Here is a 17,957-nt window from a genome sequence, read left to right as displayed (position 1 = left end):
ACCTTAAAACACAAAGTTTTAACACGTTCGCCAATACAGCATCAGCAAGTTCTTTGTTGATGCTGCCCTTAAAAGTCGGCTGTTCGCGCATGAATGATTCAGGCGCAGCAGGCAGACTTCATCAAAATTTCTATTGAATAGGATGTTCTATGAATAACAAAATTTGGGCACTCATGCTTTTGGGTGTCATGGCGACACACGTCAATGCAACAGAAAACGGTTTAGATACATTTGGATTAGGCGCAGAAGGCATTGCAGCAGGGGCTTTACCACCAGCTGGGGTATACTTACTCAACTACTATCAGAACTATCATGCCAGTGAGTTTAAAGACGGCCCAGACAATTTCCATGCCGATGTGAATGTCTATATTCCACGTTTGGTATGGATGACCCCCCAACACATTGCAGGCGGTCAGTTGGGTTTATATGCTGCACAGCCTTTGGTCGATTTGCGTTTAAATGTGATGGGCATGTCAGACTCTAACAGTGGTTTGGGCGATTTGATTATTGGCAGCATGTTGGGTTGGCATAAAGGCAATCATCACAGTGTAGCTGCTTTAGAAGGTGTGCTCGCAACAGGCGATTATGAAGATGCCAATCCACAACGTCCTGTAGTTGCCAACTTAGGTAAGAACTACAACACCATTCGTCCTATCTTTGCGTATTCTTATTTGCAGCCGCAAGGTTGGGAGTTTTCCACCAAAATGTCTTATAGCTTCAACAGTGAAAATGACGACACAAATTATCAGTCGGGGGATTATTTCGCTGGAGATTATGCAATCGGTTATCAATTGAATGATCAAGTCAAATTGGCACTCGAAGGTTATGTATTTAAACAAACCACAGATGATGAAGTGAATGGTGTCAGTATTGGCAATAAAGGACAGGCTCTATCTTTTGGTCCCGCGATTCAATACAAACGTGATAATTGGTCTTTGGAAGCAAAGTTTTTGAAAGAAACCGAAGTGGAACATCGTCCTGAAGGACACTCTTCGACTTTGAAATTGGTTTGGGCTTTTTAAAGCCCGAACCTGATTCTGCAGTGTTGCACATCAAGCTATCTTACAAAACAAAGTCAAGTTGAAAGACTTGGCTTTTTTGCAGCATCATTTTTCAAGATGGCTTGCTTCTAATTACGTGCTTCCATAAGTTGAGTTTGGTGGACTGAATTTTTAATCTCTCACGTGTTGCACTTATGCGCTAAGATTAGGCATAGCAACAGGGTGCGTATTGCGAGCAGGAGAGCCATTTTGAATCAAATAATGGATGCCGATGTAATTATTATTGGTGGCGGACAAGCAGCATTGGCCACGGCTTACTTTTTAAAACGGCAAAAAATCAATTTTCTGATCTTGGATAATCAAACGCAGTCGGGCGGTGCGTGGCAACATGCGTGGGATTCTTTACAGCTGTTCTCTCCAAATACATGGAGTTCTTTGTCCGGCTGGTTAATGCCAAAAACCGAACAGGAATATCCGAAACGATTAGAAGTGATTGACTATTTAACAGCGTATGAAACACGCTATCAATTTCCTGTGCTGCGTCCTGTGCAGGTCGAAAAAGTCCTGAAGGAAGGCAATGATTTAATTGTGTGTTCGGCACAGCAAAGCTGGCGAGCCAAAGCCGCTGTGAGTGCTACTGGAACGTGGAGTCAGCCTTTTATTCCTGCTTATACAGGACGCGAACGCTTTTTAGGCACACAAATTCATTCGGCTCATTACCGCAATGCCAATGCTTTTCAGGGCAAAAGAGTCATGATTGTCGGCGGGGGTAACTCAGGCGCACAAATTTTGGCAGAAGTGTCTAAAGTGGCCGAAACTTTTTGGGTTACACAGCAACCGCCAAGTTTTTTAGCCGATGATGTAGATGGACGGGTTTTATTTTTACGTGCCACGGAGCGCTTAAAAGCCCAGCAGGAAGGTCGCAGTATTGAACAACCGATCGGTGGTTTGGGCGATATTGTGATGATTCCAAGTGTCAAAGAAGCACGGCAACGTGATGTATTACATGGTCTGCCGCCATTTGACTATTTAACCGAACATAGTGCAGTTTGGGCAGATGGGCGCGAACAGGAAATTGATGCCATTATTTGGTGCACAGGTTTTAAGGCAGCATTGTCGCATTTACAAAGTTTGAATGTGGTTAATGCACAAGGCACAGTCGATGTGTTAGAAAATCGAGCGTTACAACAGCAAAATTTATGGTTGGTTGGTTATGGCGATTGGACAGGCGCAGCCTCGGCAACTTTAATTGGTGTTTCCCGAACCGCACGGAATGTGGCAGAGCAAATTGCTGCGTATTTGCAGACAACAGCGTAAAGTCATTAACGTGACAAAAACTGTGTTTAAAAAATGAATCATGCAATTTCAGCCATAAAAAAGCCCTCTGTAGAAGAGGGCAAGAGGGTAACTCAAAAAATTAAAGATGCTCAATCATAATAAGGTGACAGTCAGGACTTACTGTTTTGGTAAATCAAACCAAATGAACTGGCTGTCTTCTTTTGCTTCAATCACAGCATTATCAGCAAATAACAAAGCATCGCCCGCTTTAACTGTTTGCTCGCCAATGGTGATTTCACCACGAATTACATGCACATAGTTTACCGCTTGTGTTGCTGTAACTTCTAAACGATGTCCAGTTTCTAAAACAGCTGCTTTTACTTCTGCCTGTTGACGAATGTGCATTGGGGCATTGTCATTCGGGCCGACAATTAAATGCCACTGGTTGGGTGCTGTATTTGGGTCACGTTGAATTTGCTGATACGTCGGCTCTGCATCGCGTACATTCGGCTGAATCCAAATTTGCAGCATGTGTACTTCTTCATCACCATTGTTAATTTCGCTGTGCTGAACGCCTGTACCTGCGCTCATTAACTGCCATTCACCTGCAGTAATATGGCGTTCATTGCCCATGCTGTCGCGGTGGGAAATCGTACCACTTAATACACAAGTCAAAATTTCCATGTTGTCGTGTGGGTGAGTACCAAAACCATTATGTGCGGCAATACGGTCATCGTTAATGACACGTAAGGCACTAACACCCATATATTTCGGGTTATACCAATTACCAAAAGAGAAACTATGTTTGGTGTCTAACCACCCCATTTTCACATGACCACGATCTTCACTACGGTGTAAATAAGCATTCATGATAATGCTCCTATCATTTTTTTAACTTGAACTCATCTTAATCTTTTCACCGCAGCCGACCTAGAGGCGAACTGCAACATGCCGTTCTAAAATTGCAACATGTGTAGATTTTTTGCAGAACCTAGACATTTTAGAGTTTTATCGCGGCATTAAAAAACCCACGTAAAAACGTGGGTCTTTTGCGGTTTAAAGCGATCACTGATTATTCAAGGAATTTTACAGTCACGCCAGAACGTACTTTACGACCTAAATCGTTTGCATCCCAGTTGGTTAAACGGATACAACCATGCGACGCCGTTTTTGAAATGGTCGATGGGTTTGGTGTGCCGTGAATACCGAATGATTTTTTACTTAAACCAATCCAGATATTCCCCACAGGGCCGTTAGGGCCTGGTGGTAAAGACAGCGGTTTTAAGTTTTTGCCCTGAATAAAGTTACTTGGTGAATAGCTGTACCATGGGTTTGGTGCAACACCTGTCACTTTATAAGTACCTGTTGGCGATGGAGTATCTGCACTGCCAATGGTTGCTGGGAATGAGCCGACCATTTGGTTTTGTTTGTTGAACAAATACAGTTGTTTTGCACCTTTGTGCGCCACAATCAGGTGAATGTCTTCAGGTAAGTCATTGCGAACGTTGGTCACCAATAACTTTTCACCCACTTTATTAAATGTTGCATTCGGATTTAATTTCTTTAAGAAATTTTCATCCATGTGGAATTTTTCACCTAACATTTCACTTACGCGGGTGTAGTACAAGCCTTTCATTTTGGCTTGTTCTGCATAGTCATGCGGAATAGATTTCGCATAAGGACCTTTTAAGTCCGCTTCAGTAACCGTGTATTCTACAAATGCAGGACGTGAACCTTGACGTGCAACCAACGCATCCCAAGTTTCTTTGGTTAAAATACCCGTTGGGCTAATGCCATTCATTTGCTGGAATGATGCAATTGCTTTTAGGGTGTTCTTACCACTAGTGCCATCAATTGCACCTGGAGAAGCATGTGAATTGTTCAGCATCACGTGTGCACGTGCATACACAGGGAACTGACCTTTACCAATATTTTCATACCAAGTGGCATTATTTAAACCATCTAAAGTCCATGAAGCTTTTGGTGCTGCTGTGTTGGATGTAGCAGTTTGGCTTGCAGAGCTTTTTGTTGGTGCAGTGCCTACATCGGCAGTGGTATCTTCAGTTTTGTGTAGATCATCTAAGGTTTTTGAAGCCTTATTTAAATCATTTTGTTCTTGTTGCGTAATAGCAGTGTCTGTTGCATTTAGATTATTTTGTGCAGCCGATGCTTCTGTCGCTAAAGGATCAATCGGATCTTCAATAGCGGTATTGCTAATCACTTGTGGATTTAACGGTTGTTCAGCAGTAGATGCAGCAAAAGTAGTCCCTGCAAAAATGCAACTTAAACTCATTGCGAGTATTGTGCGAACCAACATGTAATTCAACCTTGAGAATTATTCATTTACATAGATAAAAACTAGCCAAGTATTGCAGAAAAACTAAGGAGATGCAGTAGTTGTTTTGTGTAAATATGCAAGATAACCCCAATTTTACAGTGACTTTTGTTTGTGTGATGTATTTCACATAAACGTAAGCTGAATTTGAACACTGAGAATAAGCTAAAAAAGACGAGCAAGAAATGAAGTTATTAAAACTTCAACCTTTTTGATATGATGGCTGCAAGATTGAAAATGAGTTGGGAAAGTAAATGACGACCTTAAAAAATGATCGTTTTCTTCGTGCCTTATTACGTGAGCCAGTAGATTGCACGCCCGTATGGATGATGCGTCAGGCAGGACGTTATTTACCAGAATATCGTGCTACACGTGCGCAGGCAGGAGATTTTCTTTCTCTATGCAAAAATACTGAATTTGCCTGTGAAGTGACTTTACAGCCTTTGCGTCGTTATGAATTAGATGCCGCTATTTTATTTTCAGATATTTTAACTGTACCCGATGCATTAGGCTTAGGTCTGTATTTTGAAGTAGGCGAAGGGCCAAAGTTTCATAAAACGGTGCGTACCGAGCAAGACGTTGCCAATTTACCTAAATTTAATGCCAAGTCAGACTTAGACTATGTCATGAATGCAGTATCGACCATTCGTTCTGCTTTGGGCGGACAAGTGCCTTTAATTGGTTTTTCAGGTAGTCCATGGACTTTGGCAACGTATATGGTTGAAGGTGGTTCAAGCAAAGATTTCCGTTTCACCAAAAACATGATGTACGCACAGCCTGAAGTTTTACATGCACTATTAGACTGTCTGGCCGATGCAGTGACCGAATACTTAAATGCACAAATTGATGCAGGTGCACAGGCAGTACAAATTTTTGACAGTTGGGGCGGTGCATTGGCCCATCGTGAATATCTTGAATTTTCACTCCACTATATGCAGAAAATTGTGTCAGGTCTGCAACGTGAAAAAGATGGACGTAAAATCCCTGTTATTTTATTTACCAAAGGTGGCGGTCAATGGCTGGAGCCAATGATTGCAACAGGTGCAGATGCTTTTGGTCTGGACTGGACAACACCGTTAAATGTCGCACGTCAAACGGTGAGTGGTCGTGCCGCATTGCAAGGTAACTTAGACCCAGCCACTTTGTACGGTTCACCTGAAGCAATTGCCAAAGCAACACGTGCGATGCTAGATGATGCCTATGCCAATGGTGAAAAAACAGGTTATGTAGCCAACTTAGGGCATGGTATTACCCAGTGGGTAGACCCTGAACGTCCTAAAGTATTTATCGACACGGTTCATGAATACAGTGCCAAATATCTATAATCGCACAATGATATAGATGGATCATTTGTAGATGTATCGGTGTAATCTCAGCTTCAGTCAGGTTGTCACATCATGTGGATAACATGGCTAAAGTCAGGAGTTGAGTTTTCGACTAAGGCAGCTTCGGCTGCCTTATTTGGAATTTTATTGCTGATTGCATTTGCCCTGACTGCTTCAATGGGCAGTCAGGAATATTTCGGATTTTTCCGTTACGACTATTTATTATTCTATGCCTTAATTATTCAAGTTTGTCTTTTATATTTAAAACTGGAATCTTGGGCAGAAGCCAAAGTCATCGCTTTGTTTCATATTTTAGCGATGATCATGGAAATTTTTTTAACTCATCCACAAATTGCATCGTGGCAATATCCTCAACCTGCTGTCTTTAAAATTATGACCGTACCGCTTTTTGCAGGCTTTATGTATTCTGCAGTTGGCAGTTTCTTTGCGCGTTCTTTGCGTTTGTATCGGGTATCTTTACGGAATTTGCCGACTTTTAGCAATATGATGGCCTTGGCAGTGTTGTCGTACATCAACTTCATGAGCAAGTTTTTTATCCCCGATATTCGTTATGGCTTGTTTGCGTGGAGCGTTGTGATTTTCTGGAAAACCAAAATTCGTTTTCAATTACAACGGTCTCAATTACAACTGCCAATGTTGCCTGTATTGATGCTTTTGGCTTTTATTATTTGGGTCGCAGAAAACATTAGCACCTTTTATCAAATATGGTTGTATCCAAGTCAGGTCGATGCGTGGCACATGGTCGGCTGGGGCAAACTCGGTTCTTGGTATTTATTGCTGTTACTGAGTCTGGTTCTGGTCATGAAAATTTTGGGTTATCGCGATGCAGAAGGGCAGTGGACACTGAAAACTGAGGATCAACAGCAGCTGTAAATCTAAATGCTATCTTCAACACTAAAATCTATTTTCAAATTTAAGACCAATCTTTAAGCTAAAAACCAATCGACGCTACAAAAATGCACAAAAATAATGCCTGATTTTGTGATAAATGTTTTGCCTTCTGAGTGACATCTCGCTATCTTAAAATAGTGTAATAAAAATTACACATAGCAATAAAGAATAACGATTCGAAGCATAATTTTTCGAATAATAAATCTCTGGAGTAAGGCGATGATTAAAAAATTAGCATTGGCTGCTGTCTTGGCAGTGGGTTCTACAGCAGCATTTGCAGACCGTGATGCAGGTTGTGGTATCGGTTCTCAAGTTTGGGCAGGTCAGTCTGGCAAAGTTGCAAAAATTTTAGCAGCAACTACAAACGGTATTTTTGCAAACCAATTGTTTGGTATCACATTTGGTACTTTAGGTTGTAGCGGTACAGGTACAGTAACTGCACAAGTTGTGACATTTACCAATGAAAATGCTGAAACATTGGCACGCGATATGGCAGTTGGTGAAGGCGAAAGCTTGAACGTATTGGCTGAATTATTAAGCATTAAAGCAGAAGATAAAGCACATTTCTTTGCGGTTTCTAAGCAAAACTTTGCATCTATTTATTCTGCAGAAAACCAGACTTCTTTAGAAGTATTGGCATCTTTACAGAGCGTGATGGCGAATGATGACGTTTTAAAAGCATACGTTTAAGTTTGAATAAAGCCCTGCATTATTCGCAGGGCTTTTTTATAGCACAAGAATACGTTTAAGCCTGAATATGTATATAAAATTTATAAAATGTCCATGAAATCCATTATTTTAAGTAGTTTAGTTTTTTTATCTCCTACGGTTTTTGCGTTATCTCCTGAAATATCTCCAATACAGATTCAGCCACTTACAGCCACTTCTACAGTACAAAATACAAATAAATTAGCAATATCTTCCGCACATTATGTGCAAAAAGCCAAAGACCTACACTTGGCAGAACAGGTGACTTGGCAGCGTTTAATGTATGCGCAGCAAGGCAAAAGTGAAGTGCAATATGCAGGCTATTTTGTGTCGGAACAAGGCGGAAGCAATTTAAACCAAGAGTTACTTCGCAATGTGCAGGCATTATTTGAAACAGCGCCTGCCAATCAATCGGTGCAGTGTAAATTTCCTGCACGTAGCCGCTGGTTAATTGAACAATTACAAATTCCTCAACAAGATTTGGCACAGGTGCAATGTCCTGAATTGGACGAATGGATTGGACAAATTAAACCTTATAAAGCAGTGCTGATTTATGCCACAGACTTTATGGGCAATCCAAGTTCTATGTTTGGGCATACTTTATTGCGCTTAGACCCAAAAGATCAAAAACAACTGAATTTAATTTCTTATGCTGTCAATTATGCAGCAACGGTAACGGGCAGCGAAGGTTGGTCTTATGCATGGAAAGGACTTACAGGGCAATATCCGGGTGAATATTCACTGATGCCGTATTACCGCAAAGTAAAAGAATATGGCGATTTAGAAAGCCGAGATTTGTGGGAATATGAACTGGCACTGAATGAGCAGGAAACCACATTTTTAGTGCAGCACATTTGGGAAATGAAGCATGTGCAATTTCCGTATTATTTTATCAGTGATAATTGTGCCTATCGCTTATTGGGTTTAATGGATTTGGTGCGCCCTGAGCTGAATTTACAGCAGCAGTTTAGAGTCGCATCTATTCCAATTGAAACACTAAAAGCTGTAGAGCAGGAAAATTTAGTGGCAGATGTTGTCTATCGTCCTGCTTTGGAAACTCAGTTATTGGCGCAAGCTAGACAACATGGCACAGCGTTGGCAAAAACTGCCCATCAAGTGGCCGAAGCAGAACCTGAAAATGTGGCGGCAGTTTTGCAAAATCACAGCCAAATCGATCAAGCTAAAATTCTGGAAATGGCTTATGACGATTTGTATCTGAAACTGATTGGACGCAAAATTGAAGCCAAAATTGCACAACCGCGACTGAGACAAATTTTAAGTTTAAGAAGTCAGATCAATTTAGAAAAACAACGTCAGGATGTCGCACGCCCTCAGGTCGATCCTGTGCAGGGGCATCATGCACGAAGCTTTGCTGTGCGTACTGGCGAGGTGCAAGGCGAGCATTTTGTAGAGTTGAGTCATCGACAGGCTTACCATGACTTACTTGATCCGCAAGGTGGTTTTCGTACAGGGACGCAACTCAACTTTTTAGAAGCTTCTGTGCAATATCGTGAAGACCGCTTAAAACTGAATCAGTTAGATTTACTCTCGGTGAACTCTTATAACCCAATGACCGCATTTAAAACACCACTTAGTTGGGGCTTTAATTTGGGTTGGCAGCAAGAAGCCCTGAATTCGCACGGGGCTTTTAGCGAAACGGAACAGCATGGTGTTTTAAGTTTAAAAACACAGTTTGGTTATAGCGTGGCTAATCAAGCGCGTGAACATTTGTGTTATGTGCAAATTCAAAATCATGTGCAAGCGGGTAAGGCTTTAGACAAAGGCTGGCGTGTTGGAATTGGCCCAACACTGGGTTGTCAAAATATTTGGTCAGCACGCATGAATAGTTTGGTTCAGCTTGAATTACCGTATTGGGAAGATCGTCACCAATGGCAATTTAAGCTGAACAGCCAGTTGCAATATGTACTCAACCCGCAGCATGTGTTGCGATTGGGTTGGGAATATCAACAACAGGACAAACAGGACTGGAACAAGACCAGTTTAGGCTATGTGCATTTTTTTTAAAGAGCTGTTGAATTTATACTGAATTGTAAAAAACCAGCTAAACAAGTTGAGTTGCTGGTGAAACCCGTTAAAATTTAGCAGTTTCTTTTGGCTGGGTTGTTGTGGATGTATCAAGAGTGTACGCATGAGCTTGCAGAGCAATGGAAGTCAATTTGCGAGCAATTTAAGCCAGAAGATTTGCAAGCGACATTCCAGTTTATTCAAGCACATGCAGAAGATTTTGTGATCGAGTTCTATCAGCAAATGTTGCTTGAAGAACATGCGACAGAATTTTTGTCTGCAGAGATGGTGAAGAATCGCTTAAAAAACTCTTTATATCAGTGGCTAATTTCCAGTTTTGAAGTTCCGTTTCAACACAATTATAACGAGATTGTAGAAAAGCAATTTAAAGTGGGCGATGTGCATGCACGTGTACAAATTCCATCTTGGCTGATTATTCGTGGTGTGCGCGTTATTATAAAAAAGGCTTTTGAGTTTTTTGCAACAGAAGCCAATAGCAACTTAAATCAGTTTAATTATTTAAGCCAAATTTTATGCTTTGCCACAGAAATTATGTGCCGATCTTATGAAATGAAGGTCGAAGTACATAATGATATGAAACATACCTATCGCTTATTTTCTGCCATGCAAGATGTTGCCGTGCACAAAGATCGACAACGCGGAACTTTGCTGGATTGGGAAAATGAACTGATGTTTCAGGTGGTGTCCGATCACACCAAAATGACGCAACCGATTTTATCTAAAACAGAATTTGGTTTATGGTTTATTCATAAAGCGGCTTATGCATTTTCAAGTTCGGAACAAGTACAAACTATTACTGAATTTATTTATCAGGTGGATGAATTAATTCAGAAAATTGGTCAATGTGAAAGTCAGGCACAGGCAATTGAAATGATTCAATCCATTCGTGCCAAGAATCGTGAAATTTTGCATTTAGTCGATCAAATTTTTCAGGTGTCTGAATATATCAATTCAGGCAATGATGCCTTAACTCAACTGCTCAACCGCCGTTATTTAAATACCATCGTGTCCCGTGAAATTAATTTTTCACGAAAAAATAATTCGCCTTTAACATTGTTGGCGATAGATGCCGATCATTTTAAATCAATCAATGACCGTTATGGACATGCAGCAGGAGATGATGCATTACAGTTTTTAGCTGATGTGATTTTGCAATATGCAAAAGGCAGTGACTATGCCTTCCGAATTGGCGGCGAAGAATTTTTACTGTTACAGATTGATACCACCATTGATCGTGCCTTGGTAGTCGCTGAAAATATTCGTAAACGTGTCGAAAAAGCCACATTAAAAACATCAACAGGTGAAGAATTTAACTTTACCATTAGTATAGGTGTGCATGAATATGATGGGCATCCAGACTATCAACGTTTTTTTGAAGAAGTGGATAAAGCCTTGTATATGGCAAAAAATAATGGACGCAACAATGTGTCTGTAGGTTGAATCTGAAGATGTATCAAGCTAATTTTTTAATCTAAAACCCAAAAATCCCGAACATAAATTTCGGGATTTTTTATTTGATTGAGGAACTTAGCCACAATTTAAAAACTCTCAGGCACCGCACTTAAAAATTCACGACGGGCTTCTTTATCTGTTTTAAAGTCACCTACAAAAGATACGGTACGTGTGGTCGATTCCTGTTTGCCTACACCGCGCATCATCATGCACATATGGGCTGAATCAATTACTACTGCCACACCACGTGCTTGGGTCACTTCAGCCACAGCTTCCGCAATTTGTTGAGTCAGATTTTCCTGAATTTGCAAACGACGTGCAAACATTTCGGTAATACGGGCAAATTTAGACAAGCCTAAAACATTACCTTCAGGTAAATAGGCGATATGCACGCGACCATAAAATGGCAATAAATGATGTTCACACAGTGAGTAGAACTCAATATTTTTCACCAAGACCATTTCACGGTTGTCGGATGGAAATACGGCATTATTGGTCACTTCGGCTAAGGTTTGGCTATAGCCCGAAGTTAAATACGAAAAAGCTTTAGCAGCACGCATCGGCGTATCTTTTAGACCTGGACGATTAAGATCTTCACCAACGGCGGTTAGGATGTTTGCGTAGGATTGCTGCATAGACATAAGACGTGTTCACTTACACTGATATTGAACAAGGTCGGCATTGTAACAGAAAACTATTGCAATGCCTTGTTTAAAAGATGAAACCGATTACTGTTTAAACTTTGGGTTCTTTTCGCTGCGTTTAAGCAACACTAAAACTGCACCAGTGCCACCTTGTTTTTCAGGCGCACTCACAAAAGCCAAAACATCACGATGCTGACGCAGCCAGCCATTTACATAAGTTTTTAAAATGGCTTCAGGGCCTTTGCCATGCACAATTTTAATCACGTTCTGGTTTTCATCTTTAGCCATTTGAATGATTTGCAAAACGGCTACCCGCGCTTCTTCTACCGTACAACCGTGCAAATCAACAGCTTCAAACCAGCGTAAGTTGCCTGCTTTTAAATCTTCAAAGACTTTATGTTGCAAAGTTGCAATGCGATAGCTCAGCGAAGCTTGGCTGCCCACAGGGTTAAGCATGGCTTGCGTATCGGACAGCAAGGTATCATCGGTTTCCATAGGGCCTATGGCTGCTGCACGTTTGGCCAGCGTTTGGGCATCTGGTTTTTTCTTGGCAGTGTGTTCGATTTTTGCAATATTGCCTGCGTCCATTTTTTGAACGCCTTGCATTTGCTGACGAAACAATGCGAGATCATCTTCCTGTTGTTGCTCAGGCGTCTGAACTTTGGGTTCAGACGGCTTGGCAATGCTTGAAGTATGAGGCTGAGTGATTTGCTTTTTAAAAGATTTTAGTAAATTGTAATGTTCTTTAGAAAGCGAAGAATCATGTTTACTCATGGTATTTCAAATTGGATTATAGATTTTCAGGCTGACCAAACAGTGCCGTAAAGGCATGGTCAGGACGTGCTTGTTTCATAAAACTTTCACCGACCAAGAAACTGTGAATCTCATGGTCTTGCATCATGCGGACATCTTCTGGTGTGGCGATACCACTTTCAGTGACCAATAAACGCGCAGGCGGCAACAAGTTTTTTAAACGCAATGAGGTGTTTAAATCGACTTCAAAGGTTTTTAAATTTCGGTTATTGACCCCTAAAATACAACGCTCTGAAAGATTCAAAGCACGTTCCAATTCATTTTCATCATGCACTTCAACCAACACATCTAAGTGATGTTCAAAAGCCGTTTCCGACATTTCTTCCAACTGTTGGTCAGATAAGCAAGACACAATCAATAACACACAGTCTGCATGTAAGGCACGTGCTTCCACCACACCATACGGATCAATCAAGAAATCTTTACGCAGAGCAGGCAAGTTACAGTGTGAACGGGCAATCTGAATATTTTCATCTGCACCCTGAAAGAAATCGACATCAGTCAGCACAGATAAACAGGCTGCGCCTGCGGCTTCATATTGCTGTGCAATTTCGGCAGGGTCAAAGTTTTCACGAATAATGCCTTTAGATGGTGATGCTTTTTTAATTTCCGCAATCACCGCTGGGCGTTTGTTATGCAAGGCTTGTGCAAAGCCACGTGCAGGTGTTGCTGCACGTGCCAATTGTTCTAGGTCTGCATAACTGCGTTGTTTTAAACGCTCGGCAAACTCTTCTTTTTTACGTTCTACAATTTTACCTAAAATGGTATTGCTAATATCCACCATGATGCACCTTCCTGATTTGCTTTATGCTTCGTACTGTTTGAGCGTTTTGGTAAATTCAGACAACACGCCCATTTTTTCCAAAGCTTGTCCACCATAAATAATGTCATGTGCCAAAGCGACACCTTGTTTGTAACTTGTAGTTAGACCCGAAACATAGATACCCGCACCCGCATTGAGTGCAATCATATTGGCCGCTTTTTCGCCTTTGTCTGATTTGTTTTTGCCTAAAGCATCTTTAATCAAACTCAAGCTTTCAGCAGAGTTTTCTACAATCAGTCCTGTTAAAGTTTGAGATTCAATTCCCACGCTTTCAGGGGTAAGTTCCCATTCGGTAATTTCACCATCTTTGAGTTCTGCAACATAAGTGCTCGAAGCAAGGCTAATTTCATCTAAACCATCTTTAGAATGCACCACCATGACATGCTCAGCACCGAGCTGTTTCATCACTTCTGCAATCGGGCGGCATAATTCATTGCTAAACACCCCAATGACAAAACGCTTTACACCCGCAGGGTTAGTCAATGGCCCAAGCAAGTTGAAAATACTGCGAATACCCAACTCTTTACGCGGGGTAACCGCATATTTCATGGCTTTGTGATGATTCGGTGCAAACAAGAAACCTACGCCCATTTCACGAATACAGCGTTCAGTTTGTTGCATGTTTAAGTCAAGATTAATGCCTGCTTGCTCAAGTAAGTCAGATGAGCCTGATTTGGTTGAAACCCCACGGTTACCGTGTTTGGCAATGGTTGCACCTGCAGCTGCAATGACAAAGGAAGAGGCGGTAGATACGTTAAATAGGTTTTGACCATCGCCACCTGTACCAACAATATCTACGAGAAAAGGAATATCGCTGACATCAATTTTGATGGCAAATTCACGCATTACACGTGCAGCAGCAGTAATTTCATCAATGCTTTCGCCTTTTAAGCGTAAGCCCATCATCAATGCACCAATTTGAGCGTCTGTTGCTTCGCCCGACATAATCGCGCGCATCACATCTTCCATTTGAGGCTGAGTCAGGTGAATTTGTTTTGTAATATGGTTGAGTGCTTGTTGAATATTCATGTGATTTGACTCGCTCATTATGCGTAAATTTCCAAAAAGTTTTTAAAGATTTGATGACCGTGTTGGCTCAGGATCGATTCGGGGTGAAATTGCACGCCTTCAACAGGCAAAGTTTTGTGCTTCACGCCCATAATTTCTTCCATCGAACCATCTGCTTCTTTGGTCCAGCATGTCACTTCCAGACAATCTGGCAAGGTTGCTTGATCAATCACCAAAGAGTGGTAACGGGTTGCAGAAAATGGTGAAGGCAGATTGCTAAAAATACCTGTGTTGCTGTGGTACATATCCGATAAACGACCATGCATCACGGTTTTAGCGCGCACAATGTTTCCACCAAAGGCTTGTCCGATACTTTGGTGTCCTAAACACACACCCAGTAACGGAATTTTGCCTGCAAAATGCTGAATTGCAGGAATAGAAATCCCTGCTTCAGATGGAGAACAAGGGCCTGGGCCAATCACCAAATACTTGGGTTGCCATCGCTCAATATCTTCTAATGTCACGGCATCATTACGAACGACTTTTACTTCCTGATTTAACTCGCCAAAATACTGGACGATGTTGTAGGTAAAAGAGTCATAGTTGTCGATCATTAAAAGCATGAGCTAACCTATTGAAAATTGAACACTTTAAGTGCTAAAGAGTCTGAGATAATTTGCTTTATTCCTGCGCCTATAACGAGAAAGGACTTTATTTTTCTTGTCGAAAAGAAGGTGGAATAAGGAAGCGCTTATCATCATAGCAAAAAATAAGCATTTTCTGCGGACTATTTATATGATAATCCCTGTTAAAGCTTATCAGCGCATTCACCAATTTATAGATTTTCAAAGCTTGCTGCGCAATGTTCAGGTTTGATCTGAAAGAAATGAACACATGATCAAACAGGGTCATTCACCAGTCATATTTCAGCTTCACACTTATAGATAACGTAAAAAATGCGCTAAAAAGTAGCATCATGGCGCATGTTATTAGCGGTTCACGTCAGGTAGTTTGAGTGCAGCGTTTCGATAGAAAATACAAATCTGCAGTATAGATATTTTCAATCAGTTTGATCGAAAATAATACAGGTTTAGGATTTTTAAACGATCTTATTATTTTTGCTCAATAAAAAATAAAGTGTTGTTTAAGATTGGTCGGATAATTTGCATTGCTTAATACAACCATGGCACAGCAAAATGCTTGCATAGATACTGTTTGAGCTATTTTTTGATCTACAATTCAACAGAAATAAAACATAAATGCACTAAAATGGTGCTATGTTTTGCAGTTTTAAATCAAATCAAATGAACAGTGTTTGAATATGGTGCAAATCGTATTTCTGACAGTATAATAGAGACAAAGTAATTTTTTTAAATGATGTATTCTCATACGGAATTCATGGTTTTAGCTTTGCTTTTAAAAGTTGGTACGCTAATTGCTTAATAACTGCCAACTACTAACACGCACTTTCGGGTGCAACAAAAAACATCGGAGCAAAATGAGCATGGCGAACAAGGTCCTTCAACTCATCCAAGAAAGTGGTGCAAAATGGGTCGATTTCCGCTTTACAGATACTAAGGGTAAAGAGCAGCACGTAACTTATCCTGCAGACAGTATCGATGAAGATACCTTTGAAGACGGTAAAATGTTTGATGGTTCTTCAATTGAAGGCTGGAAAGGAATCGAAGCATCAGACATGATCTTACGCCCAGATGCCAACACAGGTTTTATTGACCCGTTCTTTGCAGAACCAACAGTGGTTGTAACGTGTGATGTTATCGAACCATCGACAGGTCAAGGCTATGACCGCGATCCACGCTCTATTGCTCGCCGTGCTGAAGAATATTTAAAATCGACAGGTATTGGTGATACTGCTTTCTTTGGCCCAGAACCAGAATTCTTTGTATTTGACGAAGTAAAATGGGACATCGATATGTCTGGCGCGCGCCACACATTAATCGCTGAAGAAGCTGCATGGTCTACAGGTAAAGACTACGAAGCTGGTAACTCAGGTCACCGTCCACGTGTGAAAGGCGGTTATTTCCCAGTACCACCAGTAGATTCTTCTCAAGATATGCGTGCAGATATGTGTGCAAAAATTGAAGAAATCATGGGGCCTGGTCGTGTAGAAGTACATCACCATGAAGTTGCATCTTGCCAGTTAGAAATTGGTGTGAGCTTCAATACTATGGTGCGTAAGGCTGACGAAGTGCAACAGTTCAAATATGCAGTTTGGAACGTTGCGCATCAATATGCAAAAACTGCAACCTTTATGCCTAAACCAATGGTAGGCGATAACGGTTCAGGTATGCACGTACACATGTCTATCTCTAAAGATGGCAAAAACTTATTCGCAGGCGATGAATACGCAGGTTTGTCAGAAATGGCGTTGTACTTCATTGGCGGTATTATCAAACATGCCCGCTCTTTGAACGCGTTGACTAACCCATCGACCAACTCATATAAGCGTTTAGTACCGCACTTTGAAGCACCAATTATGTTGGCTTACTCAGCGCGTAACCGTTCTGCATCTATTCGTATTCCTTACGTGTCTAGCCCGAAAGGCAAACGTATTGAAGCGCGTTTCCCTGATCCAATGATGAACCCGTACTTAGGTTTTGCGGCATTGTTGATGGCGGGTCTTGACGGTATTCAAAACAAGATTCACCCAGGTGAAGCTGCAGATAAAAACTTGTATGACCTTCCGCCTGAAGAAGAAGCAAAAATCCCAACTGTGGCACACAACCTAGAAATGGCGCTTGATGCTTTGAAAGAAGATCACGACTATTTATTAAAAGGTGGTGTATTCACCAAAGACATGCTTGATGCTTATATCGAGTTGAAAACTGAAGATGTACGTCGTTTGAACACGACCACTCACCCAGTTGAATTTGATATGTACTACAGCTTGTAATACATCAAAAATCTTAAATTTGAAAAACCCGCTTCGGCGGGTTTTTTGTTTTAGATGGTGCAATCATGGTTTTGAATTGGCATGGATTTTATCAAAATATAAGAATTCGCTTAATTTTTTTGGATAATTGCAGGGAATTGCGCCATCGGTCACAAAACTTTGCCTAAATTTGGGCTACACTAGGCTATCTTGTTAAGGTGGCGGAACATGCGAACACAGCCTATTTTTCCCAAGCAGGCAAATCTGCCTTCTGAATTAAAAACATGGCTATATGCAGCAGGTTCTTTGACCCAACAACTGACTCAGCTCGCAGGCGGACAATTTAAAGTTGAACCACTGCAGCAATCTTTTCAGCGTTTAAATTTACAAGATGCCCAGTGGATGCAAATGCCACATTGGCACACTTCATGGGTGCGTGAAAGCTATTTATATGGGTGTGATGAACAGCCATGGGTCAAAGCCAAAAGTATTTTTCCGATTCTAAGTTTGCAAAGCAAAGCCCGTTTATTTCAGCATATTGGCAATAAACCCATTGGCTGGTTTTTATTTCAGCGTACCAATCCGTTGTGTCAAAGGCGTGTGGTTTTGCTCGATGAAGGCTGGACACGACAGAGTTGCTATACTTGGCATGGCTGTAAATTTATTGTGCAAGAAACTTTTTTACCGCGTTTTGAGCAATTTATTCAACAACATTAAGA

16 protein-coding genes are annotated in these 17,957 nt (G+C 41.2%); 9 read left to right on the top strand and 7 right to left on the bottom strand.

The features are described 5' to 3' along the window. Positions 1–149: 149 nt before the first annotated feature. Entirely contained in the window at positions 150–1,022 is an 873-nt protein-coding gene (locus tag FTT71_RS01865; protein WP_004971953.1) for a transporter, read from the top strand. 240 nt (positions 1,023–1,262) lie between these two features. Beyond that, positions 1,263–2,318, top strand: coding sequence for an ArsO family NAD(P)H-dependent flavin-containing monooxygenase (locus tag FTT71_RS01860; RefSeq protein ID WP_373424807.1), 1,056 nt, complete (start codon positions 1,263–1,265; stop codon positions 2,316–2,318). A 138-nt stretch (positions 2,319–2,456) separates the two neighbouring features. Here FTT71_RS01860 and FTT71_RS01855 read toward each other — a convergent pair whose 3' ends face one another. Then, entirely contained in the window at positions 2,457–3,149 is a 693-nt protein-coding gene (locus tag FTT71_RS01855; RefSeq protein WP_004971950.1) for a pirin family protein, read from the bottom strand. 202 nt (positions 3,150–3,351) lie between these two features. Next, positions 3,352–4,596 (bottom strand): L,D-transpeptidase family protein, encoded by a 1,245-nt coding sequence (locus FTT71_RS01850; protein ID WP_004971948.1) that lies wholly within the window; start codon positions 4,594–4,596, stop codon positions 3,352–3,354. A 272-nt stretch (positions 4,597–4,868) separates the two neighbouring features. Between FTT71_RS01850 and hemE the strand changes: the two genes are divergently transcribed. The 5 genes from hemE to FTT71_RS01825 all read left to right on the top strand — a co-directional run bounded on the left by hemE (position 4,869) and on the right by FTT71_RS01825 (position 11,045). After that, positions 4,869–5,939: a uroporphyrinogen decarboxylase gene (gene hemE, locus FTT71_RS01845; RefSeq protein ID WP_104853196.1), complete on the top strand. Its 1,071-nt coding sequence runs from the start codon at positions 4,869–4,871 to the stop codon at positions 5,937–5,939. 72 nt (positions 5,940–6,011) lie between these two features. Beyond that, positions 6,012–6,833 carry a DUF817 family protein gene (locus tag FTT71_RS01840; RefSeq protein WP_154320930.1) on the top strand — a complete coding sequence of 274 codons (822 nt, stop codon included), beginning with the start codon at positions 6,012–6,014 and terminating at the stop codon, positions 6,831–6,833. 237 nt (positions 6,834–7,070) lie between these two features. Then, on the top strand, positions 7,071–7,541 hold the full coding sequence (locus tag FTT71_RS01835) for a DUF3015 family protein (protein ID WP_104853198.1): 471 nt from the start codon (positions 7,071–7,073) through the stop codon (positions 7,539–7,541). Positions 7,542–7,634: 93 nt separating this feature from the next. Then, positions 7,635–9,584: a DUF4105 domain-containing protein gene (locus FTT71_RS01830; protein ID WP_179990135.1), complete on the top strand. Its 1,950-nt coding sequence runs from the start codon at positions 7,635–7,637 to the stop codon at positions 9,582–9,584. A 105-nt stretch (positions 9,585–9,689) separates the two neighbouring features. Continuing rightward, on the top strand, positions 9,690–11,045 hold the full coding sequence (locus tag FTT71_RS01825) for a diguanylate cyclase (RefSeq protein WP_104853199.1): 1,356 nt from the start codon (positions 9,690–9,692) through the stop codon (positions 11,043–11,045). A gap of 98 nt (positions 11,046–11,143) precedes the next feature. Here the strand turns inward: FTT71_RS01825 and folE are convergent, their stop codons facing one another. From folE to FTT71_RS01800, 5 genes are all read right to left on the bottom strand, one after another. Further along, complete coding sequence (folE, locus tag FTT71_RS01820) at positions 11,144–11,692, bottom strand: GTP cyclohydrolase I FolE (protein WP_171458226.1); 549 nt, start codon at positions 11,690–11,692, stop codon at positions 11,144–11,146. Between the two features lie 93 nt (positions 11,693–11,785). Next, complete coding sequence (locus tag FTT71_RS01815; protein WP_180160672.1) at positions 11,786–12,475, bottom strand: Smr/MutS family protein; 690 nt, start codon at positions 12,473–12,475, stop codon at positions 11,786–11,788. A gap of 16 nt (positions 12,476–12,491) precedes the next feature. Continuing rightward, positions 12,492–13,298: an indole-3-glycerol phosphate synthase TrpC gene (trpC, locus tag FTT71_RS01810; protein ID WP_104853201.1), complete on the bottom strand. Its 807-nt coding sequence runs from the start codon at positions 13,296–13,298 to the stop codon at positions 12,492–12,494. A gap of 21 nt (positions 13,299–13,319) precedes the next feature. Then, positions 13,320–14,366, bottom strand: coding sequence for an anthranilate phosphoribosyltransferase (gene trpD / locus FTT71_RS01805; protein WP_104853302.1), 1,047 nt, complete (start codon positions 14,364–14,366; stop codon positions 13,320–13,322). Positions 14,367–14,383: 17 nt separating this feature from the next. Further along, a complete protein-coding gene (locus FTT71_RS01800) occupies positions 14,384–14,968 on the bottom strand; it encodes an aminodeoxychorismate/anthranilate synthase component II (RefSeq protein ID WP_004971915.1) in 585 nt (194 codons plus the stop codon). 875 nt (positions 14,969–15,843) lie between these two features. Between FTT71_RS01800 and glnA the strand changes: the two genes are divergently transcribed. Together glnA and FTT71_RS01790 are read left to right on the top strand one after the other, a co-directional pair. After that, positions 15,844–17,259 (top strand): type I glutamate--ammonia ligase, encoded by a 1,416-nt coding sequence (gene glnA, locus FTT71_RS01795; RefSeq protein WP_171287402.1) that lies wholly within the window; start codon positions 15,844–15,846, stop codon positions 17,257–17,259. Positions 17,260–17,466: 207 nt separating this feature from the next. Beyond that, complete coding sequence (locus FTT71_RS01790) at positions 17,467–17,955, top strand: chorismate lyase (protein ID WP_004971911.1); 489 nt, start codon at positions 17,467–17,469, stop codon at positions 17,953–17,955. Positions 17,956–17,957 lie beyond the last annotated feature (2 nt).

This window comes from Acinetobacter sp. YH01004 (genome assembly GCF_013420455.1).
GTDB lineage: Bacteria > Pseudomonadota > Gammaproteobacteria > Pseudomonadales > Moraxellaceae > Acinetobacter > Acinetobacter towneri.
Note: the sequence above shows the minus strand (reverse complement) of the source record. Positions and strands in the feature narration are given on the sequence as shown.